13 protein-coding genes are annotated in these 15,397 nt (G+C 63.5%); 6 read left to right on the top strand and 7 right to left on the bottom strand.

Annotation, left to right across the window (positions count from 1 at the left end; genetic code table 11):
• Positions 1 to 101 precede the first annotated feature (101 nt).
• Positions 102 to 1,607: an oligopeptide:H+ symporter gene (locus EBS11_RS00975; protein ID WP_131375229.1), complete on the bottom strand. Its 1,506-nt coding sequence runs from the start codon at positions 1,605 to 1,607 to the stop codon at positions 102 to 104.
• A gap of 313 nt (positions 1,608 to 1,920) precedes the next feature.
• Between EBS11_RS00975 and ppnN the strand changes: the two genes are divergently transcribed.
• Positions 1,921 to 3,291, top strand: coding sequence for a nucleotide 5'-monophosphate nucleosidase PpnN (ppnN, locus tag EBS11_RS00970; RefSeq protein ID WP_290599812.1), 1,371 nt, complete (start codon positions 1,921 to 1,923; stop codon positions 3,289 to 3,291).
• 153 nt (positions 3,292 to 3,444) lie between these two features.
• Here the strand turns inward: ppnN and lysS are convergent, their stop codons facing one another.
• From lysS to EBS11_RS00950, 4 genes are all read right to left on the bottom strand, one after another.
• Positions 3,445 to 4,974, bottom strand: coding sequence for a lysine--tRNA ligase (gene lysS, locus EBS11_RS00965; RefSeq protein WP_290599811.1), 1,530 nt, complete (start codon positions 4,972 to 4,974; stop codon positions 3,445 to 3,447).
• Between the two features lie 18 nt (positions 4,975 to 4,992).
• Complete coding sequence (locus EBS11_RS00960) at positions 4,993 to 5,694, bottom strand: HAD family phosphatase (RefSeq protein ID WP_290599810.1); 702 nt, start codon at positions 5,692 to 5,694, stop codon at positions 4,993 to 4,995.
• A 2-nt stretch (positions 5,695 to 5,696) separates the two neighbouring features.
• A protein-coding gene (gene prfB, locus EBS11_RS00955) for a peptide chain release factor 2 (protein WP_131375238.1) occupies positions 5,697 to 6,801 on the bottom strand; the annotation gives its coding sequence in 2 pieces (ribosomal slippage) (positions 5,697 to 6,719 and positions 6,721 to 6,801; 1,104 coding nt in all).
• On the bottom strand, positions 6,718 to 7,026 hold the full coding sequence (locus tag EBS11_RS00950) for a hypothetical protein (protein WP_290599835.1): 309 nt from the start codon (positions 7,024 to 7,026) through the stop codon (positions 6,718 to 6,720). Before EBS11_RS00950 ends, prfB begins: the two co-directional genes overlap by 84 nt.
• On the opposite strand from EBS11_RS00950, the gene EBS11_RS00945 reads away from it, so the two are divergent.
• On the top strand, positions 7,025 to 9,070 hold the full coding sequence (locus tag EBS11_RS00945; protein WP_290599809.1) for a bifunctional 2',3'-cyclic-nucleotide 2'-phosphodiesterase/3'-nucleotidase: 2,046 nt from the start codon (positions 7,025 to 7,027) through the stop codon (positions 9,068 to 9,070). The two genes, EBS11_RS00950 and EBS11_RS00945, sit on opposite strands and share 2 nt — an antisense overlap.
• Complete coding sequence (locus EBS11_RS00940) at positions 9,067 to 9,558, top strand: hypothetical protein (protein WP_290599808.1); 492 nt, start codon at positions 9,067 to 9,069, stop codon at positions 9,556 to 9,558. The genes EBS11_RS00945 and EBS11_RS00940 overlap by 4 nt, the downstream gene beginning before the upstream one ends.
• A gap of 9 nt (positions 9,559 to 9,567) precedes the next feature.
• Here EBS11_RS00940 and EBS11_RS00935 read toward each other — a convergent pair whose 3' ends face one another.
• Both EBS11_RS00935 and EBS11_RS00930 read right to left on the bottom strand, forming a co-directional pair.
• Positions 9,568 to 9,981: a hypothetical protein gene (locus EBS11_RS00935; protein WP_290599807.1), complete on the bottom strand. Its 414-nt coding sequence runs from the start codon at positions 9,979 to 9,981 to the stop codon at positions 9,568 to 9,570.
• Between the two features lie 24 nt (positions 9,982 to 10,005).
• A complete protein-coding gene (locus EBS11_RS00930; protein WP_290599806.1) occupies positions 10,006 to 10,914 on the bottom strand; it encodes a hypothetical protein in 909 nt (302 codons plus the stop codon).
• A gap of 377 nt (positions 10,915 to 11,291) precedes the next feature.
• Between EBS11_RS00930 and EBS11_RS00925 the strand changes: the two genes are divergently transcribed.
• The 3 genes from EBS11_RS00925 to EBS11_RS00915 all read left to right on the top strand — a co-directional run bounded on the left by EBS11_RS00925 (position 11,292) and on the right by EBS11_RS00915 (position 15,391).
• Positions 11,292 to 12,449, top strand: coding sequence for an ABC transporter substrate-binding protein (locus tag EBS11_RS00925; RefSeq protein WP_290599805.1), 1,158 nt, complete (start codon positions 11,292 to 11,294; stop codon positions 12,447 to 12,449).
• A gap of 85 nt (positions 12,450 to 12,534) precedes the next feature.
• Positions 12,535 to 13,425 (top strand): branched-chain amino acid ABC transporter permease, encoded by an 891-nt coding sequence (locus tag EBS11_RS00920; RefSeq protein ID WP_290599804.1) that lies wholly within the window; start codon positions 12,535 to 12,537, stop codon positions 13,423 to 13,425.
• A gap of 7 nt (positions 13,426 to 13,432) precedes the next feature.
• Complete coding sequence (locus tag EBS11_RS00915) at positions 13,433 to 15,391, top strand: ATP-binding cassette domain-containing protein (protein WP_290599803.1); 1,959 nt, start codon at positions 13,433 to 13,435, stop codon at positions 15,389 to 15,391.
• Positions 15,392 to 15,397: the final 6 nt, after the last annotated feature.

Here is a 15,397-nt window from a genome sequence, read left to right as displayed (position 1 = left end):
CGCTGGCCCTGGCCGTATTGTACCGTCCGGCAAGGGGGAAGCGGCTGCCGGAATGAAAAACGGCGGCCCGCAGGCCGCCGTTCCGATTCACGACAAGGCGATTACTTCACGCCGTGCATCAGTTTGTTGATCAGCGGTGCGATCAGGAACAGCACGACGCCGGCGCCCAGCAGGGACCAGAAGCCGAAGGTGTAGCCGGACAGGGCCGATTGCACCGACATGCCGCTTTCGCCGCTGACGTAGCTGGCGAAGATACCCGACAGGTTGTTGCCGATACCGGTCGACAGGAACCAGCCGCCCATGCCCATGCCGACCAGGCGTACCGGAGCCAGCTTGGTGACCATCGACAGGCCGATGGGCGACAGGCACAGCTCGCCGATCGATTGCAGCACGTAGACGGTGGTCAGGGTCCAGAACGGGATCTTGTTGTCGGCGCCAACCAGGCTCGACAGAGCGAAGATCAGCAAGCCGAAAGCCAGGGCATTGCCCAGCAAGCCCAGGCCGAATTTGCGCGGGATCGACGGATTGACGTTGTGGCGTGCCAGGAAGACCCAGATGGCGGCGATGATAGGCGCGAAGATGATGATCGCGACCGAGTTGACGGTCTGGAAGTAGGCGGTCGGGAAGATCCAGAAGCCCAGGTCGCGGTTGACGATCTTGTCAGCCAGGAAAGTAAACGAGCTGCCAGCCTGTTCGAAGAACATCCAGAACAGGATGTTGAAGACGAAGATCAGCAGCATGGCGATGACGCGGTCGCGCGCCACCTTGCCATTGCGGATGCCTTCGACCATCAGCATCACGGCCAGGCCGATGAACAGCACGGTCAGGACGATTTGCAGCTTTTCCGCGCCGACCGTCAGCAGGAAGTACATCAGCGGGATCACGCACAGGCAGCCCAGGGCGACCCAGACGACGCGCATCGGGCTGCCGGAACCGGCTTCCGGCGCGCCGATGCCCTTCAGGGCGCGGCGGCCGATGGCGAACCATACCAGGCTGATCAGCATGCCGAAACCGGATGCCATGAAGACCATCTTGTACGACGGCATGGCGCTGGTGCCGAAGATCGACTCGGCCAGCCACTGGGTGAAGACAGGGGCAACCATGGCGCCCATGTTGATGCCCATGTAGAAGATCGTGAAGCCGCTGTCGCGGCGTGGATCGGCGGTCGTGTACAGCTTGCCGACCATGGTCGAGATGTTCGGCTTGAACATGCCGTTACCGACGATCATGGTGGCCAGGCCCAGGTTGAAGATGTCCTGGTTCGGCACCGAGATGCAGAACAGGCCGGCCGCCATGAAGACGGCCCCCAGCAGGATGGAACGCTGGTAGCCGATGATGCGGTCGGCGAGGTAGCCGCCGAACAGGGCGCCGGCGTACACCAGCGCGAGGAAGGAACCGTAGGTCAGGTTGGCCGCTGCCTGTCCCGAACCGTCGCCAGCGTGGAACTGGGCCACGATGTACAGTACCAGCGCCCAGCGAACTCCGTAGAACGCGAAGCGTTCCCAGAATTCAGTCATGAACAACATCCACAATGGGCTTGGATGGCCCATAATCTGCTTGAACTCGGGAATAACGGCTTCCTTGTTGGGCGTAGTCGCACCGCTCATGCGGTTCCTCCTGAAAAATTATTATAGTCAATCGATAAAACAAACTTATGGAAGCCTGCCGCGCCGCGGGCACTCTCATGAAGAACCGACCACACGGGAATTCCAATAGGCAGGCATTCTAATCTACAAATTGCGCTGAGCGAAGGTTTCCATTCGCATTAGCAAGAATGACTGTTTCATATTGGTCAAACCGGTTTGCAGGCTGGCGCGGCCCACGGGGTTTTTGCGGCGCTACAGCACAACTGGCCTGACTTGTCGTATATTGAGGCTGCAACACATTCGAGGATCGATTTTTTAAGGGATTTTTCGCATTATGGAACACGACGTTATCGATACTCTGGTTTCACCGGAAGGCCGCCTGGACGTGCTCTCCAAGACTGAAGTCAACAAACTGCTCGATACCAGCCAGGGCGGCCTGTACAACACCTTCCGCCGCTGCGCGCTGGCGGTCCTCAACTGCGGCAGCACCATCGACGATGGGCGCGCCCTGCTTGAGCGATATCAATCGTTTGAAATCTCCATCATCCAGCGCGAGCGCGGCATCAAGCTCGACATCAAGGGCGCGCCCGCCATCGCCTTCGTCGACGGCAAGATGATCAAGGGCATCCACGAGCATCTGTTCGCCGTCTTGCGCGACATCATCTTCGTCAGCGACGAAGTGACGGGCAACCCGAAATTCGACCTGCACAGCACGGAAGGCATCACGGACGCCGTCTTCCACATCCTGCGCAACGCCAACGTGCTGCAAACCCAGCTCAACCCGAACCTGGTGGTGTGCTGGGGCGGCCACTCGATCAACCGCGCCGAATACAATTATTCGAAGGAAGTGGGCTACCAGCTGGGCTTGCGCGGCCTCGACATCTGCACGGGCTGCGGCCCGGGCGCCATGAAGGGTCCCATGAAGGGCGCCACCATCGGCCATGCCAAGCAGCGCCTGCACAATGGCCGCTACCTGGGCATCACGGAGCCGGGCATCATCGCGGCCGAATCGCCGAATCCCATCGTCAATGACCTCGTCATCATGCCGGACATCGAAAAGCGCCTGGAAGCGTTCGTGCGCGCCGGCCACGGCATCGTCGTGTTCCCGGGCGGCGCGGGCACGGCCGAAGAGATACTGTACATTCTCGGCATTTTGTTGCACCCGGACAATGCCGAAATTCCGTTCCCCCTGATCTTCACGGGGCCGGAAACTTCGCGCGAGTATTTCGTGCAGATCAACCAGTTCATCAGCGATACGCTGGGCCCGGAAGCGCAGCAGCGCTATAAGATCATCATCGACGATCCGGAACTGGTGGCGCGCGAGATGCTCGAAGGCATACGCCAGGTGCGCGAATTCCGCAAGGCGCACAGCGACGCGTATTACTTCAACTGGCTGCTGAAGATCGACCACGAGTTCCAGAAGCCGTTCCAGCCCACGCATGAAAACATGCGCAACCTGAGCCTGCACAAGAACCAGCCCACGCACCTGCTGGCGGCCCAGCTGCGCCGCGCGTTTTCCGGCGTGGTGGCCGGCAACGTCAAGGACGACGGCATCCGCTCCATCGAAGAGCACGGCAACTTCGAGATCCACGGCGACAAATCCATCGCCGGCCCCATGGACGCGCTGCTGGCCTCGTTCGTGGCGCAGCACCGCATGAAGCTGGCGGGCACGGCGTATGTGCCGTGCTATACGGTAGTGCAATAAGGTGACTGCCGGGGTCAGACCCGCCGGGGGGTATCAGTTCCAATGGAACTGATACCGATCTCGAAGAGACTGACCCCAGCATTTGTCTTTGGGGCATGAAAAAAGCCGCCTGATCTTGCGATCAGGCGGCTTTTTATTGGCCAGCGTCCGCGATTATTCTTCGCGGCGCAGGTGAGGGAACAGCAGCACGTCGCGGATGTTCGGCGAATCCGTGATGATCATCATCAAACGGTCGATGCCGATGCCGCAGCCGCCGGCGGGCGGCATGCCGTATTCCAGCGCGCGGATGTAGTCGGCGTCGTAGAACATCGCCTCTTCATCGCCGGCGTCCTTGGCGGCTACCTGGGCCAGGAAGCGGGCCGACTGGTCTTCCGCGTCGTTCAGCTCGGAGAAGCCGTTGGCGATTTCGCGGCCCACCATGAACAGCTCGAAGCGTTCCGTGATGCCGGCCACCGTGTCGGAAGCGCGCGCCAGCGGCGACACTTCGACGGGGTAGTCGATGATGTAGGTCGGTTCCCACAGCTGCGCTTCGGCCGTTTCCTCGAACAGCGCCAGTTGCAGCGCGCCCAGGCCGGCCGTGGCGAAAGGCTTGACGCCGAATTTTTTCAGCTCTTCCTTGATGAAGTCGGCATCGTTCAGCTGTTCGGCGGTGTAGCCTGGAGCATACTTGTTGATCGCTTCGACGATGGTCAGGCGGTGGAAGGGCTTGGCCAGGTCCAGTTCGCGGCCGCCGTAGGTCAGGGTGGCGGTGCCGTGCGCGTCGATGGCGGCCTGGCGGATGACGGCTTCCGTGAAGTCCATCAGCCATTTGTAGTCGGTGTAGGCCGCGTAGAATTCCATCATCGTGAATTCAGGATTGTGACGGATCGACACGCCTTCGTTGCGGAAGTTGCGGTTGATCTCGAACACGCGGTCGAAGCCGCCCACGACCAGGCGCTTCAGGTACAGCTCGGGCGCGATGCGCAGGAACATCTGCATGTCGAGCGCATTGTGGTGCGTGATGAAGGGCTTGGCCGCCGCGCCGCCGGGGATGGTGTGCAGCATCGGCGTTTCCACTTCCATGAACTCGTTCTTTTCCATGAAGCGGCGGATCGACGAGATGGCGGCGGTACGGGCCTTGAAGGTGCGGCGCGTCTCTTCGTTCATGATCAGGTCGACGTAGCGCTGGCGGTACTTGGTTTCCTGGTCGGCCAGGCCGTGGAACTTGTCCGGCAGCGGACGCAGCGACTTGGTGATCAGGCGCAGTTCCGACACCTTGATGGTCAGTTCGTCCGTCTTGGTCTTGAACAGGGTGCCGGCAACGCCCAGGATGTCGCCCAGGTCATAGTGGTGCAGGGCGGCCATGGCCGCTTCGCCCGTCAGGTCAAGGGTGGCGTAGATCTGGATGCGGCCGTCGGCCTTCGGGCCGGACGCGTCCTGCAGGGTGGCGAAAGCGGCTTTCTTGCCCGCTTCGCGCTTGAGCATCATGCGGCCGGCCAGCACCACGTGTACGGGGTTCTCTTCCAGCTCTTCGCGCGTCTTGCCGTCGTATTGCGCGTGCAGATCGGCCGCCTTGTGCTCGGGGCGGAAATCGTTCGGGAAGGCGATGCCTTGTTCGCGCAGTGCGGCCAGCTTGGCGCGGCGCTCGGCGATGATCTTGTTTTCATCGGGGGCGGCGGCTTGTTCTTGGATATCCGTAGTCATGGTGTTCTTCGTTGTAGATTATTGATGATGTGGTGCCAGCGCTGGCGCCACGCTGGCAAACAGTGCGTCGACGTCGAGCGCGGAGAAATCCGGCACGATTGCAATCACGTTGTCGAAGGCGGCAAACGCCGCCGCCGGCAGGGTGGTGGTCAGCACCACGGCCCGCATGCCGGCGCGCCGCGCCGCTTCCACGCCCAGGGGCGCGTCTTCGAAGACGATGCAGTTTTCCGGCAGGGCGCCGGCCAGCCGCGCGCCTTTCAGGAACACGTCCGGGTGCGGCTTGCCCCGCTCCACGTCGGCGGCGCCGACGATGGCGTCGAAGCGCTGGCGCAGGTCCAGGCCGTCGAGCGTGAAGTCGATGTTTTCCGTCGGCGCGGCCGAGCCGACCACCAGGCCCACGCCATGCCGGCGCGCGCTGGCCGTCAGGGCGTCGAAACCGGCGACGGTGGCCAGGTGCGGGCCATACATGTCGCGGTAGACGACTTCCTTTTCGGCCAGCAGGGTGGCGTGGTCGGCATCCTCGCCCAGGTACTTGGCGATGATTTCGCGGCCGTGGCGTCCCGCCGTGTCGCGGAAAAAGGCGTCCGCATCCAGCACATGGCCCTGGCGTTCAAAGAACGCCAGCCACGAGCGCGTGTGGAAGGCCATGTTGTCGACGATCGTGCCATCCATGTCGAACAGGAAGGCACGCTTCGCCAGGGCCGGAGCGGATGCATTCATCCTTATACGCCCTGTTTCAGCGAGGCGGAGATGAAGTCGTCGATGTCGCCATCGAGCACGCCCTTGGTATTGCCCGTCTCGAAGCCGGTGCGTAAGTCCTTGATGCGGGACTGGTCCAGCACGTAGGAGCGGATCTGGTGGCCCCAGCCCACGTCCGTCTTCGAGTCTTCCAGCTTCTGCTGCTCGCTCATGCGCTTGCGCAGCTCATGCTCGTACAGCTTGGCTTTCAGCATTTCCATCGCTTCGGCGCGGTTGCGGTGCTGCGAACGGTCGTTCTGGCACTGCACCACGATGCCCGTCGGCGCGTGGGTCATGCGGACGGCGGAGTCGGTCTTGTTGATGTGCTGACCGCCGGCGCCCGACGCGCGGTAGGTATCGACGCGGATGTCGGCCGGATTGACGTCGATCTCGATCGAATCGTCGACTTCCGGGTACACGAACAGCGACGTAAACGAGGTGTGGCGGCCGTTGGCCGAGTCGAACGGCGACTTGCGCACCAGGCGGTGCACGCCCGTTTCCGTGCGCAGGAAGCCGTAGGCGTGATCGCCCTCGACCTTCAGGGTGGCCGTCTTGATGCCGGCTACCTCGCCGTCGGACTGCTCGAGGATCTCGACCTTGAAGCCCTTGCGTTCGCAATAGCGCAGGTACTGGCGCAGCAGCATCGAGGCCCAGTCCTGGGCTTCCGTGCCGCCGGCGCCGGCCTGGATATCGATGAAGCAGTTGTTCGGGTCCATCGGATTGTTGAACATCCGGCGGAATTCCATGCTTTCGATGACCTTACGGATTTCCTGCACGTCCTGCTCGATCGCTTCCAGCGTCTCTTCGTCGCCTTCCTCGCGGGCCATGTCGAACAGGTCGCGGGTGTCGCGCAGGTCGGCATCGGCCTTGGTCAGCGTGAAGACGATGGCTTCCAGCGCCTTCTTCTCCTTGCCCAGGTCCTGGGCGCGCTTGGGATCATTCCAGACGGTAGGATCTTCCAGTTCTTCGTTGACTTGCTCTAGTTTCTCCGACTTGACAGTGAAGTCAAAGATACCTCCGAAGTTCGGCTTCGCGGACGGTCAGGTCGTTGAGCAGGGCGGAGATGGCGTTGATGCGTTCGGCTTCCATAATGTTCTGGTCTTCTATGGTGAAATCAAACCCTGAATTATACGCGAGCGCGGGCCGTTTCCCATGCCGGCAGCGCCGAATCGGTGGCGCGCACAGCAATAAAAGCACGCATTTGCTGTATTTACGACAATGTTCTACTGGTCGCCACGCCTGTTTTATGCCTTGATAGGGGCTGCCGTGCTGCGTATGATGCTGGCGATATTGTCTTTCCACAGGAATTCTCATGTGCCACCCCCTGCGCCAACTTCCCCGTCTCGCCCTGATACCGCTGCTGCTGGCCGGCTGCGGCGCCTTGCCGCCCGCCGCCACCGGACCCGTGCACCCGCTGGCCGCGGCACCGGCCGGCAGCAGCGCCACCCTGGCCCTGCTGGAGACGACGGATTTGCATGCCAACGTGCTCAGTTATGATTACTACAAGCTGCAGGCGGAGCCGTCGATCGGCCTGGAACGCACGGCCACGCTGATCGCCCAGGCGCGCGCGCAATTCCCGAACAATCTGTTGCTCGACAACGGCGACACCATCCAGGGCACGGCACTGGCCGACTACCAGGCGTTGGTGAAGCCGCTGGCCTGCGACCAGACCCTGGCCATCTACAAGGCCATGAATCTGCTGAAGGTGGACGGCGGCGGCATCGGCAACCACGAATTCAACTACGGCCTGGCCTTTTTGAGCCAGGTGACGGGCAACCGCTTCGACGTCGACAGCGTGGACGCGGCCAAGCCCCGCTGTGCCGGCCCCGCGTTCCCGCAGGTGCTGGCCAACGTCTACAGCGTCAAGACGGGCAAGCCCCTGTTTGCGCCATATCACATCCTCGACAAGCAGATCACGGCCACCGGCCCGGATGGCCAGCCCGTGACCGCCACCGTGAAGGTGGGCATCATCAGCTTTGCGCCGCCCACCATCATGGCGTGGGACAAGCGCTGGCTGGAAGGGCGGGTCTACACGCAGGGCGTGCGCGAGACGGCGGAAAAGTACATTCCCGAGATGCGCGCCAAGGGCGCCGAACTGGTGGTGGCCATTTCGCACGGCGGCCTCGATGACAGCCCGTACTCGCCGACCATGGAAAACGGCAATTACTACCTGTCGCAGGTGCCGGGCGTGGACGCCATGCTGATCGGCCATTCGCACCAGCTGTTCCCGAACGCGACGAGCACGGTGCCGCAGTTTAACCTGCCCGGCGTCGACAAGGTCAAAGGGCTGGTGAACGGCGTGCCCACCGTGATGGCCAATTTGTGGGGCAAGCACCTGGGCGTGATCGGCCTGCACCTGCGCCACGACGGCAAGCAGTGGGTGGTCGACAAGAGCGCCACCACGGTGGAAGCGCGCGGCATCCAGAACGGGGACAAGAGTTACGTTCAGCCCGATGCGGCCATCGCCCAGCTGGTGGCGGAAGAACACGCGGCGACGATTGCCTACGTGCAGACGCCCGTCGGCGCGACGGACTTCCGCATGTCGACGTATTTCGCCGACGCGGGCGACGTCAGTGCCATCGAAGTGGTGAACCAGGCGCAGGCTGCCTACCTGGCCGCCTACGTGAAGGCGAATTTGCCGCAGTACGCGCACCTGCCCGTGCTGTCGATGTCCTCGCCGTTCAAGAGCGGCTCGGCCGGCGTGTCCGACTACACGGACGTCAAGGCGGGCAATGTGGCGCTGAACAACGCGGCCGACCTGTATCTGTATCCGAATGCGCTGTACGGCGTGAAGATGAATGGCGCGGAACTGAAGGCGTGGCTGGAGCAGTCGGCGCGGCGCTTCAATACCATCGATGTCAGCAAGACGGAGCCGCAGGAACTGGTCAACACGGCCCATCCCAGCTACAACTTCGACGCCATCACCAGCGCCGACGTGCGCTACCAGATCGACATCACGCAAGCACCCGGCCAGCGCATCAAGGCGCTCACCTACCAGGGCAAGCCGGTGGACGCCAGCCAGGAATTCCTCATCGCGACGAATAACTACCGCGCCAGCGGCGGCGGCAATTTCCCCGGCCTCGATGGCAGCAAGACGGTGGTGGCCTCGCCCGACAACAACCGCGAACTGCTGATCGCCTACGTCACGCAGGAAAAAAACCTGACGCGCGCGAAAAACGGTTCGGCGCGCAGCTGGACCTTTGCCAGGGCCGTGACGAAAGGCCCCGTGGTATTTCATTCCGCGCCGAATGTGATCGAACTGGCCAGCGCGGCCGGCATCGACAACGTGCGCCAGCTGAAGGCGGACGATGGCGCCGGCAAGGGCTTTGCGCTGTACCAGCTCGACCTGTCGAAATGAAGCTGGCGGCCTGGCTGCTGGCGGCCGCGCTGGCAGCCCCCGTGGCAGCGTCGGCGCCCGACGTCACGGCCCGGGCCAAGGTCCTGATGCGCGCGGGAGATGCGACCCAGCCGCAGGCGCGCGCGCTGTTCGCGCAGGCGGCGGGGCAGGGCAGCGGTCCCGCCGCGTACTACCTGGGCCTGATGCTGAAGAACGGCATGGGCGGAGAGCGGGATGACGCGGCCGCCCTGCGCTCGCTGGAACAGGCCGCGCGGCGCGGCGTGGCGCCGGCCATGTTCATCCTGGCGAACATGCTGCTGGAGACTGACGAGGAACAGGCGCGCTTCTGGCTCGACGCCGCCTGCGACGCGGAGTATCCGGAAGCGCTGCAGCAGAAATCCGTGGCCCTGGCGGAGGGGCGCATGGGCTATGCGCACAGCGAGGAGCAGGCGAACCTGTACCTGAAGATGGCCACGCACGCGATGGGACACCGCGCCGCCGAACCCTGAGGCGGCCGTCTACGCCGCTTCGGCCTTCTTTGGCCTGGCCCGCAGGCTGGCCGCCGCCTCGCCGATGGCGAAGGGGTCGCGTGACAGGATGGCCGCGCCCAGGTCGACCAGCCTGGCCGCCGCGGCGATGGCCGCCTTGACGTCGGCGATGCGCCTGAGCTGCAGCTTGCCCTTGGCGATGGCGCCCTCGATGTCGCCGCGCGCCTGCTCGGCGCCTTCGGCGATCAGGCTGATGCCGTAGGCACGGAACAGGGCCACCATCTGGTCCAGGTGATTTTCATACTGCTCCAGCAGCATGCGCTCTTCCGGCGCCAGCGCGTCCCGTTCGCGGATGCGCAATTCCAGCACGAGGCTCGATGCCTGCGCCAGGCTGTCGGCGATGGCGTAGGCCTGGTCCTTCGTCAGTTCGGTCAATGGGGGCATGGGATACTCCTGTATGCGCGGGGCTTACCAGCGGGCGGGGCCATAGAAGGCCGCCTGTTTTTGCAGCGCAGCCACGTGGCCGGAAAACTGTGCCAGCTGCTGCTCCAGTTCCGGCGCCTGCAGCCGGTCGAGATTGGCCCGCAGCGCGGCCACGCTGGCTTGCAGGGCATCGACGGCGGCCACGTACGCGGCGACGATCCTTTCCCGTTCCTGCAGTTGCCGGCTTTCCAGGTGCAGGCGCGCGCGGATGTAGTTGGCCGCCAGCGGTTCGCGCGGCGCGGCGCTGTCGACGGCGCCGCGCAGCAGGGCCAGGTCGCGCAGTTCGTCCTGCAAACCGGCGCGGTAGTTACGCTGCGCATATTCCTTCAATGCATTGCTGAGTATCGTCACGGCTTCCTGCTCGTCGAGCAATTCGCGCAGGGCCGATTTCTGCAGCCGCTGCGTGGCCAGCCGGCTCAGGTGTTCGCTCAGTTTCACCACCTTCGACAGCTTGTCCGCATCGAGCAGGGGCGCGCCGCCGCCCGGCTGCGCCAGGCCGCCCAGCGCATCGCCGAGCGCCGTGAATTCTTCCTTGTGCACGGGCAATTTTTCGTCCGCCACGGCCGCCAGGGTCTGTGCGTAGCGCGCCAGTACATCGTTGAGCTTGCCGATCGCCACGCTGGCCTGGGCGACGGGCGCGCAATCGGCGCGCGCCGCCTGTTCGCTGGCCTGGGCGTCGAAGCGCTCGGCGAGGATCAGGCGCTTGCGCAAGGCCTTGTCGGTGCAGCTGTTGAACGTTCCGGCCAGCATGGGGTCGAAACTGCCGGACAGCTTGTGGGTCTGCTCGGCAAACGTGCGCACGGGCGCCAGGTTGGCGGTGCAGCCGGCCAGCAGCAGGGCGGCGAGCGTTGCCGGGAGCAGGGCGGGGAGCGGGATAGTCGACGGGCGCTGCATATCGCCTCCAAGGGTGGGATGCTGGATGGGCCTGCGCACGGGCGCCGGTATGGCCGAACTTAGCATGCCCGTCAGGGGCAGCCTTGCGCCAGATCAGCAGCCCGCTTGATTGTCCAGTTTGCTTGCATCCGGCTGTGGCGCTTTGCCACAGCACTGTTGCAGGCTGGCGCAGGGTGTGCCAATTTGCGCCATATTTTCCTTACAAAAGACTGACATCGGACGGGTAAACCGGCCTTTTTTGCATGCTGCGACGCGTCATATGTTGTTGTTGCTGGGGCATGTTTACTAACCTACAATGATTTATCGATGGGGCGGTTATCCAGCGTACGACTATAAAAATAAGTGGCATTAAAAACGTTGTATTACAGGAGATGACAATGAATTTGAAACAGAAATTGCTCGTGGCAAGTTTGGTTTTGGGTTTCTCGCAAGCGGCAGTCGCAGCCGACCCCATCAAGATCGGCGTGTCCGGCCCGTTCACGGGCGGTTCCGCGCCGATGGGCGTGTCGATGCGCGACGGCGTCAAGCTGGCCGTGGCCGAAATCAATGCCAAGGGCGGCGTCATGGGCCGTTCGCTGTTGCTGATCGAGCGCGACGACGAAGCCAAGAATGAACGGGGCGTGCAGATCGCCCAGGAGCTCATCAACAAGGAAAAGGTCGCCGCCACCGTCGGCTACATCAACACGGGCGTGGCCCTCGCGTCGCAGCGCTTTTATCAGGAAGCCAAGATTCCCGTCATGAACAACGTGGCGACGGGGTCCATCGTCACCAAGCAGTTCGCCGACCAGCCTGAAAACTACATCTTCCGCAACGCCGCCAACGACCAGATCCAGTCGCACATGATCGTCGAGGAAGCCGTCGAGCGCCGCAAGTTCAAGAAAGTGGCGATCCTGGCCGATTCCACCAACTACGGCCAGCTGGGTCGCGAAGACCTGGAAAAAGCGCTGGACAAGAAAGGCATCAAGCCTGTTGCCGTCGAGAAATACAACATCAAGGACGTCGACATGACGGCCCAGCTGCTGAAAGCCAAGCAGGCCGGCGCGGAAGTGGTGCTGACCTACGGCATCGGCCCGGAACTGGCGCAGATCGCCAACGGCATGGAAAAACTGGGCTGGAAAGTACCGCTGATCGGCAGCTGGACCCTGGCCATGGGTAACTTCATCGATAACGCGGGCAAGAACGGCGACGGCACGCGCATGCCGCAAACCTTCATCCAGGATGCCAGCACGCCGAAGCGCAAGGCCTTCATCGATGCCTACATCGCCGCCTACAAGCCGTCGGGCGGGCGCATGCCGTCGGCCGTGTCGGCCGCGCAGGGCTACGATTCCATCTACCTGCTGGCCGCCGCCTTCAAGCAGGCGGGCGGCACGGACGGCCCGAAAGTGCGCGCCGCGCTGGAAAACCTGAACGAGAAGGTGGAAGGCGCCGTCACCACCTACAACAAGCCGTTCAGCAAGACCAACCATGAGGCGATCACGGCCGACCTGACGGTCTTCGGCGAAGTCAGGGACGGCAAGGTCGTCCTCGCGAAATAAGCCTGGCGGACGCTCGCCGCGCAATGGCCAGCCTTGAGGAATCAGGACTGGCCATTTTTTTATCTTCCGTCCTTCGGGGAATACCATGGAAATCTTCCTGCAGCTCGTCTTCAGCGGCATCGCGCTGGGCATGATCTATGCCGTCATCGCCTTCGGCTACCAGCTGACCTTTGCCACTTCCGGCACCCTCAACTTCGGCCAGGGCGAGTCCCTGATGCTGGGCGCGCTGGTGGGCCTGTCGCTGGTGGGCACCATCCACGGCGGCCCCTACATGAGCTATCTCCTGATGATCCCCATCGTCATCGCCTTCGGCGCCCTGCAGGGCGTGTTCGTCGAGTGGATCGGCGTGCGGCCCGCCATCAAGATCAAGTCCGAATTCGGCTGGATCATGTCGACCATTGCGCTGGCCATCATTTTCAAGAACGTGGCGGAAAACATCTGGGGCAAGGATGACCTGATGTTCCCGTCGCCCCTGTCGGCCGCGCCGTTCCAGGTATTCGGCGCCAACGTGCAGCAGATGCAGGTGGCCGTCATCGTCGGCGCGCTGGCCATCATGCTGGCCGTGGAAGTGTTCAACCGCAAGTCCATCTACGGCAAGGCCGTGGTGGCGACGGCGAATGACCGCGATGCGGCCGGCTTGATGGGCATCAACACGGGCATGGTCATCACGTTTTCCTACGCCCTGTCGTCGGCCACGGCCGCGTTTGCGGGCGTGCTGGTGGCGCCGCTGACCCTGACGGGCGCCACCATGGGCGCCTCGCTGGGCCTGAAAGCGTTCGCCGTGGCCATCATCGGCGGGCTGACGTCGGGCGTGGGCGCCATCGTCGGCGGCCTGATCCTGGGCATCGCGGAGACCACCACGGGCTACTACATCTCCACGGGCTACAAGGAAGTGCCGGGCCTGCTGCTCCTGCTGCTGGTGCTGGCCATCAAGCCGTCCGGCCTGTTCGGCAAAGCCGCGATCAAGAAAGTCTGAGGACGCCATGAACAAGAAAATCACCATGCTCGCATTGAGCGCGGCGGGACTGGCCGTGCTCGCGCTGTTCCCCGTCGTCATCCCGAATCCGTATTACATCCACCTGGCCGAGACCATCCTGATCTACGCCATCCTGCTGTTCGGCCTCGACATCGTCGTCGGCTACACGGGGCAAGTGTCGCTGGGCCATGCGGGCCTGTTCGGCATCGGCTCGTACGCCACGGGCGTGCTGGTGTTCAAGCTGGGCGCGCCGTTCTGGCTGGCCATCCCCGCCAGCATCCTGGGCGCGGCCCTGTTCGGCGCCATCCTCGCCTTGCCGGCCCTGCGCGTGACGGGGCCCTACCTGGCCATGGTGACCCTGGCCTTCGGCACCATCGTGCAAATCCTGATCAATGAAATGAGCTTCCTGACGGAAGGGCCGATGGGCATCAAGATCCACAAGCCCGTCGTCATCGGCCACAAATTGAGCGAAGTGGAGTACTACTACATGGTGGCCGCGCTGATGGTCATTTCGCTCGTCGTCGTGCACCGCATCCTGAAATCGAACCTGGGGCGGGCCTTCGAGGCGCTGCGCGACAGCCCCATCGCGTCCGACTGCATGGGCGTGTCCGTGTACCGCTACAAGGTGTATGCCTTCGTCATCAGCGCCGGTTTCGCGGGCCTGGCCGGCAGCCTGTATGCGTATTCGGAAGAGTACATTTCGCCCAATACCTACAACTTCGAGCTGACGATCCTGTTCCTGCTGGCCGTCATCATGGGCGGGCGCAAGACGCGTTCCGGTGCGCTGATCGGCGCCCTCATCGTCGTCATGCTGCCCAGTTTGCTGGCCGATATCGAGCTGTTCCGCAAGATCGCCGTCGGCGCCGCCGTGCTGGGCGTGATCGGCTCCGCGCTCATGCTGGCGAAAGGGCGTTCCACCGTGCGCGGCGTGATCGTGCCCCTGGTGGCCACCATCGGCCTGGCCGCGTTTTCCTACCGGCTGGAGAACATGGTCGACTGGCGCCTGACCATCTTCGGCCTGATGACCCTGTTCGTCGTGTACTACCTGCAGGACGGCATCGTCGGTTTCCTGATGAGCTTTGTCGGCAAGGGCCGGCGCCACGTGCAATCCGTGGCCGCCAGCGGCGTCGCGCCCTTTGCCCAGCTTGATCCGGCGCAAGGCGGCCCGCGCGGCGCGCCCCTGCTGCGCGTGGAGCAGGCGCTGATGCAGTTCGGCGGCCTGAAGGCGCTGAACCAGGTGGACTTGAACGTCACGCAAGGCTCCGTGCACGGCTTGATCGGGCCGAACGGCTCGGGCAAGAGCACCATGATGAACGTGCTCACGGGAATCTACAAGCCGACGGCGGGCAAGGTGGAATTTGCCGGCGCCGTCATCTCCGGGCGCACGCCGTCCGAGATCGCCCTGGGCGGCGTGGCGCGCACCTTCCAGAACGTGCAGCTGTTTGGCGAGATGACGGCCACGGAAAACGTGCTGGTGGGCCTGCACAACACCTTCAAATCGAACGTGCTGGACGTGATGCTGCACACGCCCCGTTACAAGCGCGAGGAAAAGGTGGCGCGCGAGCGGGCGGCCAGCATCCTGGAATTCGTCGGCCTGGCCGACCTGGCGGACGAGGAGGCGCGCAACCTGCCGTATGGCAAGCAGCGCTTGCTGGAAATCGGCCGCGCGCTGGGCCTGAACCCGCGTTTGCTGCTGCTCGACGAGCCGGCGGCGGGCCTGACGGCGCCCGACATCAAGGAGCTGATGGCCATCATCCGCAAGATCCGCGAGCACGGCATCACCATCATCCTCATCGAGCACCACATGGACGTGGTGATGGCCCTGTCGGACGTGGTGACGGTACTCGACTTCGGCCAGAAGATCGCCGAAGGCGCGCCCGCCGCCGTGCAGGGCGATCCGAAGGTGATCGAGGCTTACCTGGGCGGCAGCAGCGACGCCGCAGCCACCACCGTACCAGCACACTGACGGGGA

It is taken from the genome of Janthinobacterium sp. (genome assembly GCF_009923995.1).
In the GTDB taxonomy this organism is placed as follows: Bacteria; Pseudomonadota; Gammaproteobacteria; order Burkholderiales; family Burkholderiaceae_D; genus Janthinobacterium.
This window is presented reverse-complemented; position numbering and strand designations above follow the sequence as displayed.